23 protein-coding genes are annotated in these 25,439 nt (G+C 62.3%); 17 read left to right on the top strand and 6 right to left on the bottom strand.

The window, feature by feature from the left end; genetic code table 11:
• The first annotated feature begins 51 nt into the window (after positions 1 to 51).
• From ACIROW_RS00125 to ACIROW_RS00135, 3 genes are all read left to right on the top strand, one after another.
• Positions 52 to 939: a LysR family transcriptional regulator gene (locus ACIROW_RS00125; RefSeq protein ID WP_402270591.1), complete on the top strand. Its 888-nt coding sequence runs from the start codon at positions 52 to 54 to the stop codon at positions 937 to 939.
• A gap of 16 nt (positions 940 to 955) precedes the next feature.
• Positions 956 to 1,573, top strand: coding sequence for an NUDIX hydrolase (locus ACIROW_RS00130; RefSeq protein ID WP_402270593.1), 618 nt, complete (start codon positions 956 to 958; stop codon positions 1,571 to 1,573).
• Positions 1,574 to 1,675: 102 nt separating this feature from the next.
• Positions 1,676 to 2,335, top strand: coding sequence for a LysE family translocator (locus ACIROW_RS00135; RefSeq protein WP_116433102.1), 660 nt, complete (start codon positions 1,676 to 1,678; stop codon positions 2,333 to 2,335).
• Positions 2,336 to 2,408: 73 nt separating this feature from the next.
• Here the strand turns inward: ACIROW_RS00135 and ACIROW_RS00140 are convergent, their stop codons facing one another.
• Both ACIROW_RS00140 and ACIROW_RS00145 read right to left on the bottom strand, forming a co-directional pair.
• Positions 2,409 to 3,626: an ABC transporter substrate-binding protein gene (locus ACIROW_RS00140; RefSeq protein WP_402270596.1), complete on the bottom strand. Its 1,218-nt coding sequence runs from the start codon at positions 3,624 to 3,626 to the stop codon at positions 2,409 to 2,411.
• A 61-nt stretch (positions 3,627 to 3,687) separates the two neighbouring features.
• Positions 3,688 to 4,974: a hydroxymethylglutaryl-CoA reductase, degradative gene (locus ACIROW_RS00145; protein ID WP_402270598.1), complete on the bottom strand. Its 1,287-nt coding sequence runs from the start codon at positions 4,972 to 4,974 to the stop codon at positions 3,688 to 3,690.
• 178 nt (positions 4,975 to 5,152) lie between these two features.
• On the opposite strand from ACIROW_RS00145, the gene ACIROW_RS00150 reads away from it, so the two are divergent.
• From ACIROW_RS00150 to ACIROW_RS00190, 9 genes are all read left to right on the top strand, one after another.
• Positions 5,153 to 6,556 carry a PLP-dependent aminotransferase family protein gene (locus ACIROW_RS00150; protein WP_402270599.1) on the top strand — a complete coding sequence of 468 codons (1,404 nt, stop codon included), beginning with the start codon at positions 5,153 to 5,155 and terminating at the stop codon, positions 6,554 to 6,556.
• An 82-nt stretch (positions 6,557 to 6,638) separates the two neighbouring features.
• Positions 6,639 to 7,877 carry a gephyrin-like molybdotransferase Glp gene (gene glp / locus ACIROW_RS00155; RefSeq protein WP_402270602.1) on the top strand — a complete coding sequence of 413 codons (1,239 nt, stop codon included), beginning with the start codon at positions 6,639 to 6,641 and terminating at the stop codon, positions 7,875 to 7,877.
• 9 nt (positions 7,878 to 7,886) lie between these two features.
• Entirely contained in the window at positions 7,887 to 8,729 is an 843-nt protein-coding gene (locus tag ACIROW_RS00160; protein ID WP_402270604.1) for a DUF817 domain-containing protein, read from the top strand.
• A gap of 49 nt (positions 8,730 to 8,778) precedes the next feature.
• On the top strand, positions 8,779 to 9,036 hold the full coding sequence (moaD, locus tag ACIROW_RS00165) for a molybdopterin converting factor subunit 1 (RefSeq protein ID WP_016835075.1): 258 nt from the start codon (positions 8,779 to 8,781) through the stop codon (positions 9,034 to 9,036).
• 8 nt (positions 9,037 to 9,044) lie between these two features.
• A complete protein-coding gene (locus tag ACIROW_RS00170) occupies positions 9,045 to 9,686 on the top strand; it encodes a class I SAM-dependent methyltransferase (protein ID WP_402270608.1) in 642 nt (213 codons plus the stop codon).
• 24 nt (positions 9,687 to 9,710) lie between these two features.
• Entirely contained in the window at positions 9,711 to 10,346 is a 636-nt protein-coding gene (locus ACIROW_RS00175; protein WP_402270610.1) for a LysE family translocator, read from the top strand.
• Between the two features lie 96 nt (positions 10,347 to 10,442).
• Positions 10,443 to 11,819 (top strand): gluconate:H+ symporter, encoded by a 1,377-nt coding sequence (locus ACIROW_RS00180; protein ID WP_402270612.1) that lies wholly within the window; start codon positions 10,443 to 10,445, stop codon positions 11,817 to 11,819.
• 126 nt (positions 11,820 to 11,945) lie between these two features.
• Positions 11,946 to 12,407: a molybdopterin synthase catalytic subunit MoaE gene (moaE, locus tag ACIROW_RS00185; RefSeq protein WP_402270614.1), complete on the top strand. Its 462-nt coding sequence runs from the start codon at positions 11,946 to 11,948 to the stop codon at positions 12,405 to 12,407.
• A gap of 27 nt (positions 12,408 to 12,434) precedes the next feature.
• On the top strand, positions 12,435 to 13,751 hold the full coding sequence (locus ACIROW_RS00190; RefSeq protein ID WP_402270616.1) for an Nramp family divalent metal transporter: 1,317 nt from the start codon (positions 12,435 to 12,437) through the stop codon (positions 13,749 to 13,751).
• Here ACIROW_RS00190 and ACIROW_RS00195 read toward each other — a convergent pair.
• Genes ACIROW_RS00195 through ACIROW_RS00210 form a run of 4 tightly spaced genes read right to left on the bottom strand, consistent with a single transcriptional unit; the run spans position 13,744 to position 18,596 of the window.
• Positions 13,744 to 14,622 carry an efflux RND transporter periplasmic adaptor subunit gene (locus ACIROW_RS00195; protein WP_402270618.1) on the bottom strand — a complete coding sequence of 293 codons (879 nt, stop codon included), beginning with the start codon at positions 14,620 to 14,622 and terminating at the stop codon, positions 13,744 to 13,746. The two genes, ACIROW_RS00190 and ACIROW_RS00195, sit on opposite strands and share 8 nt — an antisense overlap.
• Before the next feature lie 38 nt (positions 14,623 to 14,660).
• Positions 14,661 to 14,861, bottom strand: coding sequence for a DUF1656 domain-containing protein (locus ACIROW_RS00200; RefSeq protein ID WP_402270621.1), 201 nt, complete (start codon positions 14,859 to 14,861; stop codon positions 14,661 to 14,663).
• Entirely contained in the window at positions 14,851 to 17,088 is a 2,238-nt protein-coding gene (locus ACIROW_RS00205; protein WP_402270623.1) for an FUSC family protein, read from the bottom strand. Before ACIROW_RS00205 ends, ACIROW_RS00200 begins: the two co-directional genes overlap by 11 nt.
• A complete protein-coding gene (locus ACIROW_RS00210; protein WP_402270625.1) occupies positions 17,085 to 18,596 on the bottom strand; it encodes an efflux transporter outer membrane subunit in 1,512 nt (503 codons plus the stop codon). The genes ACIROW_RS00205 and ACIROW_RS00210 overlap by 4 nt, the downstream gene beginning before the upstream one ends.
• 206 nt (positions 18,597 to 18,802) lie before the next feature.
• On the opposite strand from ACIROW_RS00210, the gene ACIROW_RS00215 reads away from it, so the two are divergent.
• The 5 genes from ACIROW_RS00215 to ACIROW_RS00235 all read left to right on the top strand — a co-directional run bounded on the left by ACIROW_RS00215 (position 18,803) and on the right by ACIROW_RS00235 (position 25,434).
• On the top strand, positions 18,803 to 19,744 hold the full coding sequence (locus tag ACIROW_RS00215) for a LysR family transcriptional regulator (protein ID WP_402270627.1): 942 nt from the start codon (positions 18,803 to 18,805) through the stop codon (positions 19,742 to 19,744).
• A gap of 40 nt (positions 19,745 to 19,784) precedes the next feature.
• Positions 19,785 to 20,159: a fluoride efflux transporter CrcB gene (crcB, locus tag ACIROW_RS00220; protein ID WP_402270629.1), complete on the top strand. Its 375-nt coding sequence runs from the start codon at positions 19,785 to 19,787 to the stop codon at positions 20,157 to 20,159.
• A gap of 8 nt (positions 20,160 to 20,167) precedes the next feature.
• The gene (locus tag ACIROW_RS00225; protein ID WP_402270631.1) at positions 20,168 to 20,737 is read left to right on the top strand and encodes an NADPH-dependent FMN reductase; all 570 of its coding nucleotides are present in this window, start codon (positions 20,168 to 20,170) and stop codon (positions 20,735 to 20,737) included.
• Positions 20,738 to 20,852: 115 nt separating this feature from the next.
• Positions 20,853 to 23,444 carry an ATP-dependent chaperone ClpB gene (gene clpB / locus ACIROW_RS00230; protein WP_402270633.1) on the top strand — a complete coding sequence of 864 codons (2,592 nt, stop codon included), beginning with the start codon at positions 20,853 to 20,855 and terminating at the stop codon, positions 23,442 to 23,444.
• A gap of 295 nt (positions 23,445 to 23,739) precedes the next feature.
• Positions 23,740 to 25,434, top strand: coding sequence for a diguanylate cyclase (locus ACIROW_RS00235; protein ID WP_402272409.1), 1,695 nt, complete (start codon positions 23,740 to 23,742; stop codon positions 25,432 to 25,434).
• Positions 25,435 to 25,439: the final 5 nt, after the last annotated feature.

Below are 25,439 nucleotides of genomic sequence, written 5' to 3' on the forward strand. Positions count from 1 at the left end.
AAAATGGGTGTAAATTAACAAAAAATTGATTTTAATTGTTAAAATTTGCACATGTTCGATTGGGAAAATCTGCGTTATTTTTATGCACTGGCACAAGCGGGAAGTTTATCTGCCGCCGCGCGCACGCTCGCCGTCGAGCATGCGACAGTCAGTCGCCGGGTGGCGGCGCTTGAAGCCGAACTGGGGGCGCGCTTGCTTGAACGCCTGCCGCGCAAGGTTGAGCTGACCGAGACCGGGCGGCGCGTGCAGGCGCTGGCGGCGCAGATAGAAGAGGTGGCGTTCGGTATCGAGCGCGTCATCCGTGCCGGACAAAGCGACCTGAGAGGGCGTGTCGTGGTGAGCGCACCGCTGACTGTCGTCGCGCACTTTCTGGCGCCGGCGGCGGCCATGTTCCGCCAGAGGTATCCTGAAATCGAACTGGTGTTGACCAGCGAGTCGACGGTGGTTTCGCTGACGCGGCGCGAAGCAGACTTGTCGTTGCGCTTGGCTCGGCCGTCCGAAGCAGATTACGTCGCGCAGCCGCTGGGAGAAATGCTGTTTCGTTTGTATGCGTCGCCGCGGTACCCCCGGTTGCGCCGGCCGCGCGACTGGGAGTTCGTTGCTTATGACCCGGATCACGATGCCTACCCGCTTGCGCGGGAGATTCTGAAAATTGCCGGAACGCGCACCATCGCCTTGCGCGTCAACGACATGAGCACGCAACTGGCCATTGCCGCCAGCGGCGCCGGGGTGGCGATGCTGCCGTGTTTCCTGGCGGAGGCGTCGGCCGATCTGGTAGGCGTGGGCAGCGATGCATTTGCACTGGAAGTGTGGCTGGCGGTGCATGGTGAACTCAAGGAGTCCGGACCGATCAAGGCGGTAAGAACTTTCATCGCGGAGTTGATGAAGTCGTCTGGCCGGCTGGAACCGCCGCGAGGAAGGGCCAGGCCGCGGACATGAACATAATGGATGCGATATGGAAAACCAGTGGCTGGCGTACGCCAAGCGATTGCAGGCAATTGCGGAGACCGGTCTGGCCTACTGCAAGGATGATTTTGAGCGTGAACGGCTAGAAGAGATCGGCGCCATCTCGCGTCGCATGATGGCGCAGCTGATGTCCACGCCCATCGAAAAGATCGAGGCAATATCAGCGGATGCCCGAGGGTATGCAACTCCCAAGATTGACGTTCGCGGTGCCGTCATCAGTGGCGGCAGGATCCTGCTGGTGCGCGAAAAAAGCAACGGTTTATGGACGCTGCCCGGGGGGTATGCGGATGTTGGCCTGTCCGCTGCCGAGAACGTCGTGAAGGAGGTTCGGGAGGAGGCCGGTATCGTCGTGCGCGCGACTGCACTCTACGCATTGCGGCACAAGGCAAAAGGACCGTTCAAGCACGATGCCAGGGATTTCTACAAGTTGTACTTTTTGTGTGAACCCATCGATGCGACGCCGCCGGGGGGCGGAGCAGAAACTGACAGCGCCCGATTTTTCCCGCCCGATGGTTTGCCTGCCTTATGTCCTGAACGCGTAGTCGAAGAAGATATCCGGCGCGCATTCGGTTTCGACGCTGCCGGCGGCGCGGCAATTTTCGACTGATCTGTGTTCGCCTTTGCTCGTCTTTCGAAGATCGGCAAGATGAGCGACAATGTCGACTCGATTTGTCGAGAGTTTCCCTAATCAGAAAGCCTTCATCGCGCCATGGAAATCAACCTGCTACCGCACGCACTCAACATCACCACGCTGGCCCTGTTCGCCGTCGTGGCGCTCGTGACCATCGCCACACCCGGCCCGACCGTCTTGCTGGCGCTTGCCAATGGCGCGCGTTACGGTGTGCGCCGCTCGCTGCCCGGCATGCTGGGCGCGGTGTCGTCGGACTTCGTGCTGGTCGGATCGGTGGCGCTGGGTTTGGGCGCGGTGCTGGCGGCGTCGGAGTTCTGGTTCTCGGTGGTCAAGTGGATAGGCGCGATTTACCTGGCGTGGCTGGGTATCCGGCTGCTGCGCTCCAAGGGTGGGCTGGATCTGTCGCGCGCCCAGGCTGATGACGGCGAAGCGGCGCCGATGCGCATCTTCGCCAAGTCCTTCCTGGTCGCGGTGACCAATCCCAAAGGCTATCTGTTCTGCTCGGCGCTGCTGCCGCAATTCATCAACGCGGCCGAACCGCAATGGCCGCAATACGCCGCCATCAGCGTGGTGTTCGCGGCGCTCGATTTTTCCGTGATGCTGGGTTATGCGATCATCGGCGCGCGCGCCGTCAGCCTGCTGCGCCGGCGCGCGGTGCTGTGGCTGGATCGTTCCTGCGGCGCCATCCTGCTGGCGCTGGCGGGCACCATGGCGTTTTATCGGCGCGGGGCAAACTGACAAGTGACGATCAAAACTGGCACGAAAAAAAACCGGCAAGATGCCGGTTTTTTTATGGTCCTACTGCCCTGAGTTACTGCTTCAGCAAGCTGCACTTCGATTCCGCGACGGTCGTGAAAGCCTGTTCGCCCGGGATCGTTTCCACCAGCTTCAGGTAATCCCATGGCTTCTTCGATTCGGCCGGCGACTTGACCTGGTACAGATACATGTCGTGGATGTTGCGGCCGTCGGCGCGGATGTAGCCCTTGTTGTAGAAGTCGTCGATCCTGGTCTTCTTGAGCTCGGCCATGACCTTGGTCGAATCGTCGGTCTTGATCGCTGCGACCGCCTTCAGGTAAGTCGTGGTGGCGGAGTAGGCCGCAGCCTGGTGCGTGCTCGGCATCTTCTTCATCTTCAGGAAGAAGCGATTGGCGAACTTGCGCGAGGCTTCGTCCTTGTCCCAGTACCAGCTGTCGGTCATCATCAGGCCCTCGGCGTTGTTCAGGCCGAGTGCGTGGATGTCGTTGATCACCATCAGCAGGCCCACCAGCTTCATGGTCTTGGTGACGCCGAATTCCTTGGCCGCCTTGATCGCATTGACGGTGTCGTCGCCGGCGTTGGCCAGGCCCAGGATCTGCGCCTTGGAACCTTGCGCCTGCAGCAGGAAGGACGACATGTCGGAGGCGAACAGCGGATGCTTCACCGAACCCACCACGGTGCCGCCGTTGGCCTTGACCACGGCGCCGGTGTCGCTGGCCAGTGCATGGCCGAAGGCGTAGTCGGCCTCCAGGAAGAACCATGATTTGCCGCCTTGCTTGAGGACCGCCTTGCCGGTGCCCTTGGCCAGGGCGACGGTGTCGTATTCATAGTGCACGGTGTAGGGCGTGCACTCTTCATTGGTCAGGCGCGCCGAGCCGGCGCCGATGTTGATGTAGACGCGCTTCTTTTCCGCCATCACCTTGTTGGTCGCCAGTGCAGTGGCGGAGTTGACGCCGCCGATCAGCATGTCGAGGCCGCGCTGGTCGGCCCATTCGCGCGCCTTGGTGGCGGCGATGTCAGCCTTGTTCAGGTGGTCGGCGGACATGACTTCGATCGGCTTGCCCAGCACCTTGCCGCCAAAGTCGGCCACCGCCATGCGGATCGCTTCGAGGCCGCCGGCGCCATCGGTGTCGGCGTAGGGGCCGGACATGTCGGTGATGAAGCCGATGCGGACGGCGTCGTCCGACACTTGCGCCTGCGCGGCGCCGGCACAGATCAGTGCGGAAGCCGCGATCAGGCGGGCGAGGGTGTTCAGTTTGAATTGTGCTTGCATGTTGTCTCCTGGTTATCGATGCTTTCTGATGAAGCGATCTTTTTTGTGCTGCGGGTACTTCTTATTTTTCACGCCGCTGGTTGAGCAGCTTAACCGCAAAATCGACGCGCACGTCCTTGGCGGCGACCATTTGCTGCACCACCCAGTCCATTTCGTCCGCAGTCGCGCCGGCCGCCAGGCCGATATTGCGTGCATGCAGCGCCATGTGGCCGCGCTGGATGCCTTCGGTGGCGAGCGCGCGCAGGGCGGCCATGTTTTGTGCGAGGCCGACGGCGACGGCGATCTCGGCCAGTTCCTGCGCCGACTTGACGTCCATCATCTTGAGCGCCAGGCGCGCCAGCGGGTGCGTCTTGGTGGCGCCGCCGACCAAGCCGACCGGCATCGGGATTTCCAGGGTACCGACCAGATGGCCGTCGTTGCCGATTTCCCAGGTGGAGAGCGAAGTGTAGTGGCCGTTGCGGCAGGCGTAGGCATGTGCGCCTGCTTCCACCGCGCGCCAGTCGTTGCCGGTGGCGACGATGACCGGATCGATGCCGTTCATGATGCCCTTGTTGTGCGTGGCGGCACGATAGGGGTCGACGGCGGCGAAGGTATAGGCGTCAACGATGCGGTTGATGACGTCGGCGCCGTCATAGTCGGCCGTCGTCAGCGCTTCAGGCGAGACGCGCACGTGGGCACGCGCCAGGCGCAGGTCCGCCAGGTTGGACAGGATGCGCAGGCGCACCTTGCCGCCGGTGATCTGTTCGATGTGGCCGGCCACGGCTTCGGCCATGGTGTTGACGGTGTTGGCGCCCATCGCGTCGCGCACGTCGACGATCAGGTGCACGATCACCATCGCGCCGCGCGGCGTGTCGGGGAAGACGTGGACTTCGACGTCCTTGCAGCCGCCGCCCAGGCTGATGAGCAACTGGTCACGGCTGTTTGCTATGTCGATGATGGCCTGGCGGTCCTTGAGGATGGCCAGGCGCGCTCCGTAAGGATCGCTCACGCCGATCACCTGCACCTGGGCGCGCATGAGCGGCGCGCTGCTCGAGGTGTGGAAGCCGCCGCAGTCGCGGATCAGCTTGGCCATGAAGGAGGCGGCCGCGACCACCGACGGTTCTTCCACTGCCATCGGCACCAGCACGTCCTTGCCGTTCAACTGGAAGTAGCCGGCCACGCCCATCGGTATCTGGAAGGTGCCGATGACGTTTTCGATCATGCCGTTGGCCACTTCCAGCGGCAACGCGGCCGGATTGGCGAGCAGGGCGACTTCTTCGGCGGTCAGATTGGCGCGCTGGGCGATCTGCTCCAGGCGTTGTTGCGGGTTGAGCGAACGGAATTGCGGGAGTCGGGAGTCGACGGTCATGTGAACCTCTGCCTTTTTGTCTCAGTGTTGTCTTACTCTTATGCGCCGGCAGGCGCCGGATGGAATGCAGGCAAGAATAGCAGGCTGTACCCAATTTATTTGGTACACTTTTGACAAACAGTGCAGCAACTGTACCCAAGACACTTGTCCTGCGATGCAACATCCGTCCGGAGCCGCCATGCCCAGCGTTTCACCTTCTGCTTCCCTTCCTTCCACGCTGACGCAACGACTGGTCCAGCTGATACGTCGCCAGATCAGTGAAGGCGTCTATGCACCGGGCACGCGCCTGCCGTCGATCCGCGACATGGCCAGGACCCACGATTGCGCCAAGAACACCATCGTCAACGCCTTCGATTACCTGACTGCGCTGGGCGTGCTGGAGCCGCGTCGCGGATCCGGTTTCTTCGTCTGCGCGGCGGCGCCGGCGATCAAGGACGACGACGAAGCCTCGTCGCTGAGCCGCGCGATGGATGTGGTCTGGCTCATGCGCGAACAGTTGAAGAGCGATCCCGAGCACCTGCGCCTGGGCGATGGCTTCCCCCCGGTGGACTGGCTCAACGAAGTGCGGCTCGACAAATTCCATCAGAAGGTGGTGCGCACCGGCATGGGCGCCTTGTTCGGCTACGGCAGCCGTTTCGGTTACCAGCCGCTGCGCCAGCACCTGGTGCACCGGCTCGCCAACCACGGCATCGACGCTTCGGCCAGCCAGATCGTGCTGACGCACGGCGCCAACCAGGCGCTCGATATCGTGATCCGCAATTTCGTCAAACCGGGCGACCGCGTGCTGGTCGACGAGCCCGGCTATTACATGTTGTTCGGCAAGCTCAAGCTGGGCGGCGCGCGCATCGTCGGCATTCCGCGCCTGGCCGACGGGCCGGACCTGGAGGCGCTAGAACGCGAACTCAAGATCGGCAAGCCTTGCCTGTTCTTCACGCAGACGCTGGCGCACAATCCGACCGGCTCCGACACCTCGCCGCACAAGGCCCACAAGATCCTGCAACTGGCCGATCGCTACAACGCCATCGTGGTCGAGAACGACACCTTCGCCGATTTCAAGCCCAACGCCGCGCCGCGCATTTCCACGCTGGATCAGCTGCGCCGCACGATCTACGTCGGCAGTTTTTCGAAATCGGTGTCGGCGGCCTTGCGCGTGGGCTTCCTGGCCTGCCATCGCGATCTGGCCAGCGACCTCGCCGACATCAAGATGCTGGTGCACGTGAGCAGTTCCGAATACTGCGAGCGCACGCTCGACGTCATCCTCAGCGAAGGTCACTACAGCCGCCATGCAGCGCGTCTGCGCGATCGCCTGACGCAGGCCACCGAGAGCTCGCGGCGTCTGTTGGAGAACATGGGGGCGGAACTGTTCTGCACGCCGGCGCAGTCGATGTACCTGTGGGCGGCGATGCCGGGCTATCCGGATTCCAAGGCTTTGGCGCAGGCGCTGATGCGGCAGAACATCGTCACCGCGCCGGGTAGCATCTTCCATATCGACACCGAGGCGCCGTCGCGCTGGTCGCGCTATAACGTCGGCCTGCTCGGCGACCCGCGCTTCGCGGCGGCGATGCAGGGTTTGCTGCGCTGAAAGCGTTCCGCATGGCAAGCAGGGGCAAGACGCCGGTTTGCTCTAGAATGGATGCCTTTCCAGCATCATCATTTTCCTTCCCATGCTAGTCAAACCACCACTGCTGAGCGTCGCCGAAGCATTGAAATTCCTGCTCAAGTCGGCCGTGCCGCTGAACCAGACCGAAACCATTCCCACGCTGGAAGCCAACGGCCGCGTACTGGCGGCGCCGCAGGTGTCGCAGATCAACGTGCCGGGCATGGACAATTCGCAGATGGACGGCTACGCCGTGCGTGCGGCGGAATGCGCGGGCGGCGAGACGCGCCTGCGCGTGTCGCAACGCATCCCGGCCGGCCATGTCGGCGCCGCGCTGGAACCGGGTACGGCGGCGCGCATCTTCACCGGCGCAATGGTGCCGCAAGGCGCCGACGCCATCGTCATGCAGGAAGCCTGCGAGTTCAGTAAAGATGCCGACGGCGACCATGTGATCGTGCGCCATGTGCCGCAAGCGGGCGAGTGGATCCGCGAAACCGGCGAAGACATCAAGGTCGCCGACACCATCCTGCCGGCCGGCGTGCGCCTGCGTCCGCAAGAGCTGGGACTGGCCGCATCGGTCGGTCTGGCCAGCCTGCCGGTGCTGCGCAAGTTGCGCGTGGCGGTGTTCTTCACCGGCGACGAACTAACCATGCCGGGCGAAGCGCTCAAGCCGGGCGCGATTTACAATTCCAATCGCTTCCTGCTGCGCGGCCTGCTGGAAAACCTCGGCTGCGAGGTGAAAGACTTCGGCATCGTGCCCGATCAGTTGCAAGCCACGCGCGACACCTTGCGCGCGGCGGCGGCCAGCCATGATCTGATCATCACCAGCGGCGGCGTCTCGGTGGGCGAAGAAGACCACGTCAAGCCGGCAGTCGAGGCGGAAGGTCGCCTCAACATGTGGCAGATCGCCATGAAGCCGGGCAAGCCGCTGGCCTTCGGAGAGGTCAATCGCAGTGACGATGGCAAAGCATTTTTCCTCGGCTTGCCGGGCAATCCGGTGTCGACCTTCGTCACCTTCCTGATTTTCGTACGGCCGTTCCTGCTGCGCCTGCAGGGCATCGACAACGTCGCGCCGCGCACCTTGACGCTGCGCGCCGATTTCAACTGGCCCAAGGCCGACCGTCGCCAGGAATTCCTGCGCGCGCGCTTCAACGACGCGGGCGGCCTCGACCTGTTCCCGAAGCAGGGATCGGGTGTGCTGACGTCCACCGTCTGGGGCGACGGCCTGATCGACAATCCTGCGGGCAAGACCATTGCCGAAGGCGATCTGGTGCGCTTCATTCCTTTCGATCATTTGCTGCACTGAGCCGCGCCCATGCTCGCCAATCTCGATCGTCATCTGATGGCGCCAACAGACCAGCCGGCGCTGACGGGCCTGCGTCGGTTTGTCGTTGAATTCTGGTATTTCGGCATCAAGGAAGCGCGCTCCTGTCTGTTCGCCGGTTTGTTTTTCGCTGCAATCTTCCTGATGCCGCGCCAGGGGCTGTTCGGCATTGCGCGTTACGACGCCTTGCTGCTGTTCGCGTTGGGCGTGCAGTTCTGGATGGTCAGGACGGGCATCGAGACAATGGATGAACTCAAGGCCATCAGTGTCTTTCACGTGGTCGGGTTTGCGTTGGAGGTGTTCAAGACTTCCGGCCATATCCAGTCGTGGAGCTATCCTGATTTTGCCTATTCGAAGCTGTTCGGCGTACCGCTGTTTTCGGGCTTCATGTACGCAGCCGTGGGCAGCTATATCATCCAGGCCTGGCGTCTGTTTCATTTGCGCATCCTGCATCATCCACCGTACTGGATGGCGACGCTGATCGCGATACTGATCTACCTGAATTTTTTCACGCATCATTACATCGGCGACTACCGCTGGTATCTCGGCGCCTGCGCGCTGGGTCTGTATGCGCGCACGACAGTCGTGTTCCGTCCCTATGACCGCGACCGCAAGATGCCTTTGCTGCTGGCTTTTCTGCTGATCGGTTTGTTCATCTGGCTGGCGGAAAACATCAGTACATTCTTCGGCATCTGGCGTTATCCCAACCAGATCGGCGCATGGTCCACGGTACATATCGGTAAATGGAGCGCATGGGCCCTGCTGGTGGTAATGACATTCACCATCGTAGCGCAGCTGAAGCACATCCGGCCAAAGATCCATATCGCGCCGTGAGCGCATATTTGCAACGATTTTCGTAACGATCTCTCAGGACCAGAAGCACATGAAAATAGAACTCCGTTTTTTTGCCAGCGTGCGTGAGGCGCTCGGCGTCACGCAAGAAATCATCGACTTGCCCGACCACGTCAAGACCGTCGGTGACGTGCGCGCGTTCCTGATGGGACGCGGCGGTCTCTGGATGGAAGTGCTGTCGCCGGAGAAGGCGCTGCGCATGGCCTACGACCACAACATGGTCGAACCGGGCACGCTGATCGAAGAGGGCGGCGAAGTCGCGTTCTTCCCGCCGGTGACCGGCGGGTGAGTACACACATGCCGCTGCCGAAAGAAGACCTCGATCGCATTGCCGGCGGCACGCTGGCGCACTACGAAGGACGCGCCGACGACTTCCGCGAAGGCACGCGCGACCATGACGTCAGCCAGAACATCAACGCCTTGCTCGACGCCATCGCGCCATCGTCATCGGCGGCAGCACCGCTGACGATACTCGATTTCGGCTGCGGTCCCGGGCGCGACCTGCAAACCTTCAGCAAGCTCGGCCATCGCGCCATCGGCCTCGACGGCACGGCGAGTTTTGTCGAGATGGCGCGCGCCGATTCCGGCTGCGAAGTCTGGCATCAGAACTTCTTTGAACTGGACTTGCCCGCGGCCTTGTTCGACGGCGTATTCGCCAATGCGTCGCTGTTTCATGTGCCGGCCGCCGAATTGCCGCGCGTGCTCGGCCAGCTGCACGCTGCGTTGAAGCCGGAGGGCGTGCTGTTCTGCTCCAATCCGCGCGGCAGCAACAGCGAAGGCTGGAGCGGCGGACGCTATGGCTCGTATCACGACCTCGAGGCCTGGCGCAGCTTCATGACGGCAGCAGGCTTTGTCGAAATCCGGCACTATTACCGTCCTGACGGCTTGCTGCGTTCCGAACAGGCCTGGCTGGCCACGGTGTGGCGCAAACCTTCGTAATCTATCCCGACCAGACGATCTCCCATGACTCTGCAAACGTTCTTCCTCTATGTCGCCGCCGTGTTCGTACTGACCGTCACGCCCGGTCCCAGCGTGCTGATGTGCATCACCAATGGCATCCATCACGGCGTGCGTCGCGCCTTCGCCGGCGCGCTCGGCAGCGTCACGGCAGTGTGCCTGATCATGGTAGTGTCGGCGGCCGGACTTGGCGCCATTCTTGCAGTTTCGGAGAAAGTGTTTCTCATTTTGAAATGGTGCGGCGTCGCCTATCTCACGTATATTGGCGTGCGCACTTTTTTCTCGACCCAGAGCACGATAGAGGCAGGTCGCGATGGCGACGCTGAACCAACACGGAAGTCGCGCGCCGGTTTGTTCTGGCAAGGATTCCTGGTCGGCGGCAGCAATCCCAAGGCGCTGTTGTTCTTCACCGCGTTCTTCCCGCAGTTCATCAATCCGCACGCCGCGCAGTTGCCGCAGTTTCTGGTGCTGGGCGCGACCTTCGTCTGTTTCGAACTGTTCTGGCTGACGTTCTATGCCCACTTCGCCGCACGCGTGGCGCCGTGGTTGCGTACGCCGGGCCGGGCGAAGATGTTCAATCGTATTTCCGGCGCGACCTTCATCGGCGCCGGGGCCTTGCTGGCGACGGTCAAGCGCGGTTGAAAAGCAGCGGGCGCCAACGTAGCGCACCGCAAATGAAGCAAATACTTCAGCAGGAGAAACAGGTGAGGAGACGCTCATATACTGAAGGGAGATACCTTGCACCTGACCACTGAAATTGCCGCCTGGGCGGTCCAGGACACGCGCCTGCTGCTGTCCGTTCTCGTTGCGCTGATCGCGATCGTCCTGCTGATCAGCGTACTCAAAATCGCTCCCTTTCTGTCGATCCTGCTGGGCACCTTCATCGCCGGCACCGGCGCCGGCTTGCCGCTGGAAAAGATCGCGTCCTCGTTCAGCAAGGGCGCCGGCAGCATCCTCGGCGAGGCCGGCATCATCATTGCGCTGGGCGCCATGCTGGGCGCACTGATGGCTGATTCGGGCGCGGCGGACAAGATCGTCACGACGCTTTTGCGTTATGCCAGGGGCGCGGCGATTCCCTGGATGATGGCGCTGGTGGCGCTGGTTGTCGGCCTGCCGTTGTTCTTCGAAGTCGGGCTGGTGATGATGGCGCCGATCATCTTCGTGATGGCGCGTCGTTCGCAGCAACCGATCCTGCGCGTTGCGATTCCGGCGCTGGCCGGCATGACCACCTTGCATGCCTTGCTGCCGCCGCATCCCGGCCCGCTGATTGCGGTGAGCGCCTTGCACGCCGATCTCGGCACCACCATGCTGCTGGGGTTTGTGGTGGCGATTCCGGCGGTGATCCTGGCCGGTCCGCTGTACGGCATGTGGCTTGCACCGCGCATGCCCATCGGTGAGCCGGAGCAAATCGGCGCCTTGTTCAAGGGCCAGCAAGCGGCTGAATTGCAACCTGGCTTCCTGCCGTCGCTGGTGACCATCTTGCTGCCGGTCGTGCTGATGCTGGGTCGCACCGTTGCCAAGATCTGGGTCACGCCTGAAACCACCTTGTTCGAGATGCTCAATTTCTTCGGCGAGCCGATCATTGCGCTGACGGTGACGGTGCTGTTTGCCGTGATCGTGTTGGGTTGGGCGCAGGGCACGGACCGCAACAAAGTCGGCGCCATCCTGCGCAAGGCCTTGCCGCCGATTGCCGGGCTGTTGCTGACCATCGGTGCGGGCGGCGGCCTCAAGCAAGCCTTGCTGACCGCCGGCATCAGCGACACGATTACCAAGGTGGCGACCGGCACCCATGTGCCGCTGATCCTGCTCGCCTGGCTGATCGCCGTGGCGCTGCGCCAGGCAACCGGCTCGGCGACCGTGGCCACGACCGCCACTGCCGGCATCGTCGCGCCGCTGGTGGCGAGCCTGTCGGGCACGCACAATGCCCTGATGGCGCTGTCGATCGGAGCGGGTTCGGTGTTCTTCTGCCACGTCAACGACGCCGGCTTCTGGATGGTGAAGGAATACTTCGGGCTCGATCTCAAGCAAACCTTTGCAACGTGGTCGGTGATCCAGACCATTGTGTCGGTGGTCGGACTGGTCATGACGCTGCTGCTGTGGAGCGTGCTGACCTGAGCATGGTTCTCTTGTGCTGAACAAGTCCCGGCCAGTCCGGGACTTGTCGTTTCTGCGGCAGGGGAAGCGCTTACTTTAGGTACAATGGACGCGATTCCATTTACCTGCTTCTTGCCTGCCTCCTCCATGCCGATCCGCGTCCAGACTGCCGACTTTGACCTCAGCGCCGAGATCGCCGCGCTGCGTATGAACAATCCCAAGGTCGGCGCGGTGGTCAGTTTCGTCGGCACGGTGCGCGACCTCAACGACGGCGCCAGCGTGCAGGAGATGGAACTCGAACACTATCCCGGCATGACCGAGAAGGCGCTCGAACAGATCGTCGTCGACGCCAAGGCGCGCTGGGAGATTTTCGATGCGCTGGTGATCCACCGCGTCGGGCCGCTGCAGCCGCTCGAACAGATCGTGCTGGTGGCGGTGACGGCCAAGCATCGCGGCGTCGCATTCGCCGCCTGTGAGTTCATCATGGACTACCTCAAGACGCAGGCGCCGTTCTGGAAGAAGGAACAGACGCCCGAAGGCGCGCGCTGGGTCGATGCGCGCGAAAGCGACGACCAGGCGCTGTCCAAATGGCAGTCCGGCACAGACTGATCCTTCCTCTTCTTCCACAATAACAACATGTTTCGTCTCCCGACCACCGCTACCGCGCCTTTTTGTCCCTCCGAAGTGTCCGGCAGCGTGTCGGTGCCGCCGCACGCCACCATCTGGCAAAAGCTCAAGGTCTACGTCGGTCCCGGCCTGCTGATTTCCATCGGCTACATGGACCCGGGCAACTGGGCGACCTCGGTGCAGGCCGGTTCGCAATTCGGCTATCAGCTGCTGTTCGTGGTGATGCTGTCGAGCCTGGCGGCGATCGTGCTGCAATGCCTGTGCGCGCGACTGGGCATCGTCACCGGCAAGGACCTCGCGGTGCATTCGCGCGAAAACTATCCGCCGGCGGTCGGCAAGGGCATGTGGGTGTTTGCGGAGTTGTCGATCATCGCCTGCGACCTGGCCGAAGTGCTCGGCTGCGCGCTGGCGTTCAAACTCTTGCTGGGCGTGTCGCTGCCGGTCGGCGTGCTGCTGACGGCGCTCGATACGGTGATCGTGCTGGGCTTGCAGGGGCGCGGATTTCGCCAGGTTGAGGCGATCATCCTCGGGCTGGTGGTGACGATTGCGGCATGCCTGTTTGCGCAGCTGGCGTTCGTGAAAGCCGACTGGCACGCGGTGGTGCAGGGCTTTGTACCGTCACTGGCGGCGCTGGCTAGCCGTGAACCGCTGTATCTGGCCATCGGCGTGCTGGGCGCGACGGTGATGCCGCACAACCTGTACCTGCATTCCTCCATCGTGCAGACGCGCGCGGTGAACCGCGACCGCGCCGGCCTGCTCGAAGCGATCCGCTATACGCGCGTGGACACCACCATATCGCTGCTGATTGCGATGGCGATCAACGCCGCCATCCTGATCCTGGCGGCGTCAGCCTTCCATCGCAGCGGCCGCACCGACGTGGTCGACCTGGACGTTGCCTATCACCTGCTTGATCCGATCACGGGCTCCTCGCTGGCGGCGATCCTGTTCGGCGTGGGCTTGTTTGCGGCGGGACAGAGTTCGACCTTCACCGGCACCATTGCCGGTCAGGTGATCATGGAAGGTTTCCTGAAACTGAAAATCCCGTGCTGGCAGCGTCGCCTGATCACGCGCGGTCTGGCGCTGATACCGGCGCTGATCGGTGTGATGACACTGGGTGAACATTCGGTCGGGCGTTTGCTGGTGCTCAGCCAGGTGGTGCTGAGCCTGCAACTGCCGTTTGCCATGTTCCCGCTGATCCGGCTGACCAGCCGGCGCGACCTGATGGGCGATTTCGTCAACCCGGTGTGGCTTGCCGCGCTGGTGTGGATGCTGTTCCTCGGGATCAGCGCGGCCAATATCTGGCTGGTGGTTCAGTTGTTCATTTGACGTCTTTACGGTTGCCGGGCTCCAGCGTCACGGTGCAGGTCAGGCCCGCCGCCAGCAACACATCCTTGGGTACTTCATCGATCTGGATGCGCACCGGAATGCGTTGCGCCAGGCGCACCCAATTGAAGGTAGGGTTGACGTCGGCCAGCAATTCGCGGCTTTGCGGATTGTCGCGGTCGTAGATGCCGCGCGAGATGCTGTCGACGTGGCCGCGCAAGGTGGCGCCGTTGATCAGTTGGATTTTTGCCTTGTCGCCGACGGCGACGTAGGGCAGCTTGGTCTCTTCGAAATATCCATACACCCAGAACGAATGGCTGTCGATGATGGCGATCTTGGCCACGCCTGCGCTGGCGTAGTCGCCGCGGCGCACGCTCAGGTTGGTGATGTAGCCGTCGACCGGCGCGACCACCTTGGTGCGGTCCAGATTCAGGCGGGCGCTGTCGCGCTGGGCGACGGCGACCTGGTATTGCGCTTCGGCGCCGGCGACCTGGCTGCCGGCGTCTTCACGATTTTCCCGCGAGACCACCAGGCTATCCAAGTCAGCGCGACGACGCGCCTGGGCGCGGCGCATGTCGAGGTCGGCCTTGCGTGCGGCCAGGGCGGCTTCGGCTTGTTGCAGCGCCAGCTGGTAGCGTGAAGGATCGATCTGCATCAGCAGGTCGCCCTTGTGCACCAGCTGGTTGTCGCGCACGGGCAGGTCGACCACCTGGCCGGCGACGTCCGGCGCGATGTTGACGACGTCGGCGCGCACGCGGCCGTCGCGCGTCCACGGCGACACCATGTAGTGTTGCCACAGGCTCCACGCCAGGAAGATTGCGGCCAGGAAAATCAGCGCCGTGATGAGGAAACGAAAAATCGATTTGACCGACATGATGGATAACTCCCGATGATTTCTTTATCTGTTCTTGCTTAACGGTAGATGGCGAGCCCGAGCAGCGCTGCGATGCACGTGAACAGACTCACGCGGAACAACGCGGGATGCCACACCAGGTTGTACAGGCCGATGCGCACCAGGATGCGGTCGGCGATCAGCGCGATGACGCCGGCGACGATGACGGCCAGCAGCAGCGTCGGCATGTAGGCGTCGAAGAAGGAAATTTCACGCGGCATGGTTGGCTCCTGAAGGTGTGGCGGCGCTGCCCTGATGCATCGGTTGCAGCGGTGATTGCGGATCGAGCAGCGCGGTGCGGATGAAGTGCAGGTAGCTCAGCGTGCGCTGCAAGCGATGGCGTTCACTGCGTTCCCGGTAGTGCGGACCGATGGCTTGCTGGACTTCGGCGATGGTGCGGTTGTTGGCGTCGAGCACGGCCGCCAGCGTCGCCGGGGTCGGCTGGTTGAACAGCGCAGGGAGGGTTTCGCGCAGGCGGTCCAGCGCGGCGTAAGCGGCCGGCGACAGCAGGCCGGGATTGCCGCTGCGGATGCCGTACAGTTCGGTGCGCAGTTCGATGATGGCGTGGCCGATTTCCAGCGTGGCGAACATCCAGCCGAAAGCGTCCTTGCGCAATGCAGGACGGCTCCCGGTCAGCATGGTGATCTGGTGCATCAGGTCGCGCGTGCCGCTTTCGAACTGCAGCGCGAGGTGCGCCAGCTTGCCGAAGCAGGCCTGCACGACCTGTTTGCGCAATTGTTTTTCGAGATGGCGCACGGTCCAGTTGGTGGTGGGCGGCAACAGCACCATGAAGGCGACGGTGGTCACGATCAGCGAGAGCATCAGCGCGATCGATTCGTTGAGGTAGCCGGCGGCGTTGAAGTGCGCCAGGTTGTCCGGCACCGCCACGAACGGGAAGAAGATGCAGATGCCGAGGCCGTAACCGGCCAGCGTCGGTTTGGTGGTCAGCAGCACCGCCAGCATCAGCACCGGCGTCAGTGCTGCGGCCAGCATCCAGAAACCGTCCAGTTGCGGCACGATGTGGAAGGTGTAGAAGTAGCCCAGCACCACCGCCAGCGCCACGCCCATGGTGACGGTGCGGGTGGCCTTGGCGGGGTCCGGCGCAGCCGAGGTGATGGCGCAGAAGGCGGCGGCGTTGAGCGCGGCGACGTCGCCGCTGGGCCAGCCGCTCAGGATCCAGAACATCGACAGGCCGATCAGCGTGATGGCGGCGCGGGCGCCGGCGATGCCGGCGATGACCAGACTGGTTTTTGGTGCGTAGGCGTGTTCCCATTGTTCGCGCTCATGGCGGCGTTGCACCAGCGAGGCGTAGGTGAGGGTGTAGGCGTGCAGCTCTTCGATCACGCGATACAGCAGTTCGGAGGCGGTGTCGAAATCGAGCATCGCGTCGTCATCGAGTTTCTCCGCATGGACGTCGCGGGTGGCGCGCACGCGACGCGGCAATTCTTGCTTGTAGCTTTCCAGCTTGAGCGCGGCATCGGCGGCGTCGATGGCCGTCATGACCGGCTCGCCGCCGCTGCGGGTCAGCAGGGGCTGGACTTCGCGGAAGTAAGGCGAGATCGCATCGATGACCAGTTGCGCCGATGGATTGCGGCTGTCGTGCAGGCGGTTCATCAGCTGGTGCAGCGCGTGCACCCGTGTCGACAACGCCATGAACTCGCTGTTCATGCGCGTCAGACGGCCGCTGCGCAGGCGGATTTCGGGATCTTCGAAGATGGCCGAGCTGCGCAGCGCTTCGAGGCCGATGATGTCGCCGACGAAGCGGGCGTTGGTGGCTTCCAGCGCCTTGCGGTCGGCGCTGCCGCCGAGCGTGCTGCCGATCAGGTCGACGAAGGCGGTGAAGCGGCCGCGGATGATGCGCACCAGGCCGGGCGCACTGGCTTGCGGAAACACCAGCGCGCTGACCACGCCGGCGCAGACGATGCCGACCGTGATTTCGGTCACGCGCGTCATCACCGAGTCGAACGTCAGCGCCGGATTGAGTGCGGCCGGAATGCCGATCAGCGCCACCGTGTAGCCCGACAGCACGAAGCCGTAGGAGCGGAAGTTGCGGTTATGCGCCGAGCCGACCGTGCACAGGCCGATCCAGCAGGCGGTGGCGAGCAGGAACAGTTCCGGCGTCTGCGCGAACAGGCCGACGAACACCACCACCGCCACCGAGCCGACCAGCGTGCCGATCACGCGATAGAAACTCTTGGCGAGGATCATGCCGCTTTGCGGCTGCATCACGATGAATACGGTGATCAGGCCCGAGCGCGGCGACTCGAGGTCGAGCGCGTAGCCGATGCCCAGCGCCAGCAAGCCGGCGAAGACCATCTTGAACACGTAGATCCAGTTTGGGAAGTCGCTCTGCCACCAGTCGGTGGCAGCCTCATGCAATTGCCGGCCGAACGACTGCGGCGCCGGCGGGCTTACCGTGGTGGTAGTAGGCGTGGCTGGGGTGCTCACTGCGCGGCTCCCACTTGCAGCGGCGCTGCAGCCGAATTGGCGTCGGCCTCAGGCATCGATACTTCCAGTCCGCCGCCGAGCGCGACGGTGAGGCTGGCGTACGCGGTCAGCTTTTGTGCCAGCAATTGCTGCACCACTTGCTGCTGGTGCTGCCATTGAGTTTGTGCGGTCAGCACGTTGACGTAGTTGGTCAGGCCGCGCTGATAGGCGCGCGTGGCGATGTCGATGTTCTTTTGCGCCGCCGCCACCGAGAGCTCGGCCTGCACCTGCTGGCGCTGGATCGCCTGCAGCGTGACGATCTGGTCGGCGATGCTCTTGAGCGCCTGGCTCAGGAGCAGGTTGTAGTGTTCGACATCCATGTCGTAACCGGCGGTAGTGGCGCCGAGCTGGCCACGCAGGCGGCCGCCTTCAAAGATCGGCAGTGAAATCGCCGGGCCGTAAGTGGTGGTGATGTTGGGCGCGCTCAGGAAACTCAGCAAGCCGCCGCCGGCCGCAGTCGGGCCGATGCTGGCGAGCAGGTTGACGTTGGGATAGAACGCCGCCTTGGCCACGGCGATGCCCTTGGCCGAAGCCTCCACGCGCCAGCGCGCGGCGCTGATGTCGGGACGGCGGCCGATCAGCTCGGCCGGCAGGGCGCTGGGAAGTCCGAGTACGGCCTGCAGGTTCATGACCGGACGCGTGATGCTGTCGCCGGCGCCGGGACCTTGGCCGAGCAGGGCTGCCAGCTGGTTGCGCGTGAGGGCGATGTTTTCATTGAAGACTTCGATCTGGCGGCGGGTTTCCGGCAGCGGGACTTCGGCCTGGCTGATTTCCATCTGGGTGCCGATGCCGCCACGGAAGCGACGGTTGGCGAGGTCGAGGATCTGTTGTTCCTGTTTCAGCGTGTCCTGGGTGCTGTCGAGCAGGCCGTATTGCAGCGACAGCTGGACGTAAGTGCGCACCACGTTGCTTTCCAGTTCGAGCTGGGCGGCGCGGGCATCGGCGGCGACGGCATGGATTTCATCCTGGGCGCGTTCAGTGGTGTTGCGGTTGCGGTCCCACAGATCGAGGTTGTAGGACAGGCTCAGCACCGCAGTGTTGTTCCAGGTCAGCTTGTCGCGGAAGCTGGCGCCGTAATAGACGTTGTCGGACCAATCCTTGCGGCCGACGGCGGCGTCCAGCTGCGCCTGCGGCAATTCGCCAGCATGCGCGACCACGGCCATGGCCTGTGCCTGGCGCACGCGCGCGGCGGCAATCGCCATGTTGGGATTGCCGGCGACGGCGGCCACCACCAGGCGGTTCAGTTGCGGATCGGCGTAGTTTTCCCACCAGGCGCGCCTGGGCCAGCCCGCTTCGGCGCCGACCTGGCGGATGGCGTTGCCGACGTCGAGGGTGTTGGGCTGCTGGACGACCGCCTGCGGCTTGATGCCGCCATTGTCGGCGCAACCGGCGAGCACAGCACAGGCCAGGCCGGCCGCAATCATCATGAGCGGCGCAACAATGCGGTGTTTGTCAGCAGAGGTCTTCATCGGACTATCCCAAAAAATGCAAATATCTAGCGATACTGATTGTATTTGGTAAAGATAAAGAGAAAAACCGCAGGAAACACAAAGGGTCTTTTCAATTACTGCAATAATATTTTTGTCGTTTTGGGTAACAATGCAGCTTCCCGGAGCCGTTTTTGTTGCTGTACGCATGCAAAACGGCCGGATTGAAGACAGGAAAGACGGAATATATGGATACTTTGCAGAACATGCGCATTTTCATGCGTGTTGTCGATGCTGGCAGTTTTACGCTGGCTGCGCAACAAATGGAATTGACCACCGCCCACGTGTCGCGCGCGGTGGCGGACCTGGAGCGCCATCTGCGCACCCGATTGCTGAACCGCACTACGCGGCGCATCGCCCTGACCGAAGCGGGTGAACGCTACCTGCTGCGTTGCGAACAGATCGTGTCCTACGTGCAGGAGGCTGAAGCCGAGGCCAGCGACGCCTACGTCAGACCGTCCGGGCGCCTGCGCATCCACACCATGACCAGCTTCGGACAGCGCTATGTCATTCCTGCGGTGTCGAGCTACCAGAAACGCTATCCGGATGTCGCCATCGAGCTGACGCTGGCGCAGCGCGTGCCGGACCTGCTGGAGGAAGGCTTCGACGTCTCGCTGGTGCTGGCGCGCGAGCTGCCGGATTCGGGCTTGATCTTCCGCCAGCTCAGCAGCATCTACAGCATTCTGTGCGCATCGCCGCTGTACCTGGAAAAGCACGGAGCGCCGCAAAAGCCGCCGGAATTGCTCAATCACAATTGCCTGCAACTGGTCAGCCCGGTGTCGCCGCTGGACGAGTGGGCAATGGAAGGCCCGGATGGCAGGGAAGTGGTGGCCATCAAGTCCAACTTCCACGTCAACGTCGCCGAAGCCATGCTGCTGGCCCTGAAGGAAGGCATGGGCATCGGCGTGCTGCCGCTGTATTCGGCGGTGGACGCCTTGCGCGCCGGCACCATCGTGCGCGTGCTGCCGCACTACCGCATGCAGGATATGGGCGTGTATGCGCTGTACCCGTCGCGCCAATACCTTGACGCCAAGATCAGCACCTGGGTCGACTGGATGCACGAAAGCGTCGACAAGGCCTTGCAGGACGATCATCAGGCGCTTGACCGGCTCACGGTTCATTCGCCATGATTGCGTATTGATCAAGAAGACAAAAAAGGAAAAACGAACGATGCAATGGATTGCGGTTGGCATGGGTGCGGCACTGGGCGCCTGGTTGCGTTGGGGATTGAGCCTGTGGCTCAACGTCGCCGGGCAAGCGCTGCCATGGGGCACGCTGGCTGCCAACTGGGGCGGTGGTTTCGTGATCGGCTTCCTGGTGGCGTTTTTTGAAGGGCACCAGGGCTTGCCGGTGGAGTGGCGCCTGTTCCTGATCACCGGTTTTCTGGGCGGTCTGACAACATTTTCAACGTTCTCGGCGGAAGCCATGCTGCTGCTGCAACGCGGCAACTACCTGTTGGCGATCGCTCATTCAGGCTTGCATCTGCTGGGTTCGGTCGCCTTGTGCGTGGCGGGTTTTGCAGTGTATCGCGCGGTGTTTGCATAGTCGGCGCGATGGACCGCGACGGCGCTTCTTTCAAGGTGATGGCCTTGTCCGGCAGTTTGCGGGCGGCATCTTCCAATACGGCGCTGCTGCAAGCGGCGGCAGTGCTGGCGCCGCCGTCGCTGCGCATCAGCTTGTATCTGGCATGGGCTGAGCTGCCGCCGTTCAATCCCGACGCCGAGGGCGCCGAGCCGGCGACGGTGTTGGCGTTCCGCGCTGCGCTGCGAGAGGCCGATGCGGTCCTGATCGCCAGCCCGGAATATGCCCACGGCGTGCCGGGCGCGTTCAAGAATGCGCTCGACTGGGTGGTCGGCAGCGGCGAATTCATCAACAAGCCGGTCGCCGCGCTCAATGCCTCCGGCCGTGCGGAACATGCGCAGGCGTCCTTGCTCGACACGCTGGCAATGATGAACGCCGATGTGGTTTTACCTGCTTCCGCAGTGGTGGCTTTGCCGACCAACAAGCTCGATACGGCCGCCATGCTGGCCGACAGAGCCGTCTCGGAAAAGCTGAGCGCCGCGCTGGCGGCTTTCGCCGGGCGCCTGGCGGACACCTTCCCGCGCCGGAGCGATCTACCGTAAGTTGATCTGGATCAAATCCGGCAGCCTTTCGCGGCCATACAGTCGGATCATTCCTTGAAATACGTCTGCACGTCCCAATTTTCTAGGTATTCAAAATTCGGAGCGAAAGCACACCATGCGTCTCGACAAACTCACCACAAAATTGCAGGAAGCTCTGGCGGATGCCCAGAGCCGGGCTGTCGGCAACGACAACCAATACATTGATCCGTCCCATCTGGTGCTGGCCCTGCTGGCCCAGGACGACGGCGGCGCGCGCTCGCTGCTGCAGCGCGCCGGCGTCAATGTGGCCGGACTGACTTCGGCGTTGCAGCACGCACTCACGCGCCTGCCCAAGGTTTCGGGCAATGGCGGCGAAGTGCAGATCGGCCGCGAGCTCGTGGCCTTGCTGAACCTGGCCGACAAGGAATCGCAAAAGCACGGCGACCAGTTCATCGCCAGCGAGATGGTCTTGCTCGGCCTGGCCGACGACAAGTCCGACGCCGGCCGCGCCGCGCGTGAAAACGGTCTCTCGCGCAAGTCCCTGGAAGCCGCCATCAGCACTGTGCGCGGCGGCGCCAGCGTGTCGTCGCAAGAGGGGGAAGGCCAGCGCGAGTCGCTCAAGAAATACACCCTCGACCTGACCGAGCGCGCCCGTGCCGGCAAGCTCGATCCGGTGATCGGCCGCGACGATGAAATCCGCCGCGCCATTCAGGTGCTGCAACGCCGCAGCAAGAACAATCCCGTGCTGATCGGCGAGCCCGGCGTCGGCAAGACCGCCATCGTCGAAGGTCTGGCGCAACGCATCGTCAGCGGCGAAGTGCCGGACAGCCTCAAGTCCAAGCGCGTGCTGTCGCTCGACATGGCAGCCTTGCTGGCCGGCGCCAAGTATCGCGGCGAGTTCGAAGAACGCCTGAAAGCCGTCTTGAAAGAGATCGCCCAGGATGAAGGCCAGACCATCGTCTTCATTGACGAGCTGCACACCATGGTTGGCGCCGGCAAGGCAGAAGGCGCGATGGATGCCGGCAACATGCTGAAGCCAGCATTGGCGCGCGGCGAGCTGCATTGCGTCGGCGCCACCACGCTCGACGAATACCGCAAGTACATCGAGAAGGACGCTGCGCTGGAGCGCCGCTTCCAGAAGATCATCGTCGACGAGCCCAGCGTGGAGGCGACCATCGCCATCTTGCGCGGCTTGCAGGAAAAGTACGAAGTCCATCACGGCGTCGACATTACCGACCCGGCCATCGTCGCTGCGGCAGAGTTGTCGCATCGCTATATCACCGACCGTTTCCTGCCGGACAAGGCAATCGATCTGATCGATGAAGCCGCCGCCAAGATCAAGATCGAAATCGACTCCAAGCCGGAGGTCATGGACAAGCTCGACCGTCGCCTGATCCAGTTGAAGATCGAACGTGAAGCCGTGAATCGCGAGAAGGACGAAGCCTCACAGAAGCGTCTGACGCTGATCGAGGAAGAGATCTCCAAGCTCGAGCGCGAATACGCCGATCTCGAAGAAATCTGGAAAGCCGAAAAAGCCACGGTGCAGGGCAGCCAGCATCTGAAGGAAGAAATCGAGCAGATCCGTCTGCAGATGGATGACGCTACTCGCAAGAGCGACTGGCAGAAAGTGTCCGAGCTCAAGTACGGCAAGCTGGCCGAACTGGAGAAGGCACTGGAGATGCAGAACAAGCAGGACGCCGCCAGCGAACAGACCGTCGGCAAGCGGCGCCTGGTGCGTACCCAGGTCGGCGCGGAGGAAATCGCCGAGATCGTGGCGCGCGCAACCGGTATCCCGGTGTCGCGCATGATGCAGGGCGAGCGCGAAAAATTGTTGCACATGGAAGAGGTATTGCACGAACGCGTGGTGGGGCAGGACGAGGCGATTGTTGCAGTCTCGGATGCAATCCGCCGTTCACGCGCCGGGCTGGGCGATCCGGACAAGCCTTACGGTTCGTTCATGTTCCTGGGCCCCACCGGCGTGGGTAAAACCGAACTGTGCAAGGCGCTGGCGTCGTACCTGTTCGATACCGAAGAAGCGATGATCCGCATCGACATGAGCGAATTCATGGAGAAGCATTCGGTGGCCCGCCTGATCGGCGCGCCGCCGGGCTATGTCGGCTATGAAGAGGGCGGTTACCTGACCGAAGCGGTGCGGCGCAAGCCTTACAGCGTGATCCTGCTCGATGAAGTCGAGAAGGCGCATCCGGACGTGTTCAACGTCCTGCTGCAAGTGCTCGACGACGGCCGCCTGACCGATGGCCAGGGCCGCACGGTGGACTTCAAGAACACCGTGATCGTGATGACCTCCAACCTGGGTTCGCACAAGATCCAGGCCATGGAAGGCAGCGATGCGGCGGTGGTGAAGATGGCGGTGATGGCCGAGGTCAAGCTGCACTTCCGTCCCGAGTTCATCAACCGTGTCGACGAGATCGTGGTGTTCCATGCGCTGGACGAAAAGAACATCGGCGCGATCGCCAAGATCCAGCTGCATATCCTCGAGGAGCGTCTGGCCAAGATGGATATCGGCTTGGTCATTACCGACGCCGGATTGCAGAAAATCGCAGAGGCCGGATTCGATCCGGTCTATGGTGCGCGGCCGCTGAAACGGGCGATCCAGCAGGAAATCGAAAACCCCTTGTCGAAGCTCATCTTGCAAGGAAAGTTCGGTCCCAAGGACGTGGTCCATGTGAGTGTCAAAAATGGTGCACTTTCGTTTGAGCCGAACTGAAATGTCTTGATTAACTCTTTGTAATTATGCTATCTAGTTCCCTGACGGCCTGAGAGAAATACTTCGATAAACGGGTATTTTTTTCAGGTTTCAGGGAATTTTTTTATATAAACGATTAAACTCTCTGATTCGGTGCCAGGTGGGCGAAATGAGGCATCAAATGACGTTAAGTCATGTATAAAAAACAATAAAACACGTGAACTATCCGTCCCAGACGACCGTGGCATAAGCAAGGGGTGAAATTCTGAAGCAATCTTCATTACAACGGCTGTTCATCTTGCCGTTTGTATTTCTGATGTTATGCCTGGCGGTGACGATAGGCTGGTTTCTGTATCGTGCCGGCGATGACGCCACCGAGGTGCTGGCGCGCAATGCATTGATGGACACCATGAACCGCGTCGGCCAGGCGACCGACCGGCAACTGCTGGGCGCGCGCGAGACGCTGCGCGTGGTGGCGCCGGATCCGATTCCGCCGGCCGAAAAGGGCGGGCCGCCGACCTACATCCCGTTCCCGAAAGAAAAGGCCGCGCTGGAAGAGCGTCTGTGGCTGGCCAACAGCCTGTTCGACGATCCCAGCTATGTCTATTTCGGCGGCGCGGACGGCAGTTTCCTGGGTGTGAAGCAGGAAGAGATGAATCTCTTCATGTACAGCACCCGCGATCCGCAGGGTAAAAACTACGTCTATCATTTGCGCGGCCCAGGCACCACGCCGACGCTGATCGCCACGCAGGACTACGAACCGCGCAATCGTCCCTGGTATCGCCAGGCCATCGAGCGCAAGCAGGAAACCTGGTCGCCGGTGTTCACTGATTTCCGTCTCAAGTTCCTCGGCATCACCTTGTCCAAGCCGGTCTATTCTCCCGAGCATGTCTTGCTGGGCGTGGCCACCAGCAGCATCGGCCTGCGCCGCCTGAGCGACTTCCTGCAAGCCTTGCCGCTGACCAAAAATGGCGTCGCCTTCATCATCGAGATGTCGGGCGACCTGATCGCCACTTCGGTGAACGAGCCGATCCATAAGGTCGACGGTGCCAACTTCGTGCGCCTGAACGCCGGGCAGAGCACCTCGCCCATCGTGCGGCAGTCGTATGCCGACCTGGTCGCCTATATGAAGACGCAAAAGCTGGAGCCGGGAAAACTGGTGGTCCAGTCGCTGCAGACCGATGGTCCCAAGACCGAACTGGCGTTCCGCCTGCATCACGACGACGCCGGGCTGGACTGGGTGGCGGTCAGCGCGGTGAGCCGGTCCGACTTCCTCGGCTCGGTGACCGGCGGCGTTTACCAGACATTGTTGTTGGGTTTCATTGCTGTGTGCATGACGTTTGTGCTGGGCTTTGTGATCCTGCGCTGGGTGCTGCGCGACATTCGTAAGCTGACCTTGGCGGCCAAGAGCATCGGCAACGGCGAGCCTTTCCCGTCGCTCAATATCGATCGCCGCGACGAAATCGGCCAGCTGGCGCAGAGTTTCCAGGAAATGGAACGCAACCTGCGCACCGACCGCCTGACCAATGTGCTTAACCGCGATTCGTTCATCGCGCAGATCGACTTCCGCCGCCGCAAGGGGACGGAGGTGGCCCCGCTGCAATTTGCGCTGCTGTTCATCGACCTCGACAAGTTCAAGTCGATCAACGACCAGTACGGCCATGACGAAGGCGACAAGGTGCTGATTTCGGCGGCGTCGCAATTGCAGCATGCTCTGCGCAAGGACGACTCGGTCGCGCGCTTTGGCGGCGATGAGTTCGTGGTCTACCTGCATGGCGTGACCGACGAGAACATCGCCAAGTCGATCGCCGAGAAGATCCGCAACTTCCTCAACCAGCCTATCGAAGGGCGCGACGGCAATCAGTATCACGTCGATGCTTCCATCGGCGTGGCCTTGTTCCCGCAGGACGGCCTGGATATCGAAACGCTGCTGCGGGTCGCCGACGAACGCATGTTCGAGCAGAAGCGCATGCACCGCATTCTGTCGTATGACGGCAAGGACAAGCAGTAATCGGC

Origin of the sequence: Herbaspirillum sp. NPDC101397 (assembly GCF_044767325.1) — a bacterium.
In the GTDB taxonomy this organism is placed as follows: domain Bacteria; phylum Pseudomonadota; class Gammaproteobacteria; order Burkholderiales; family Burkholderiaceae_D; genus Herbaspirillum.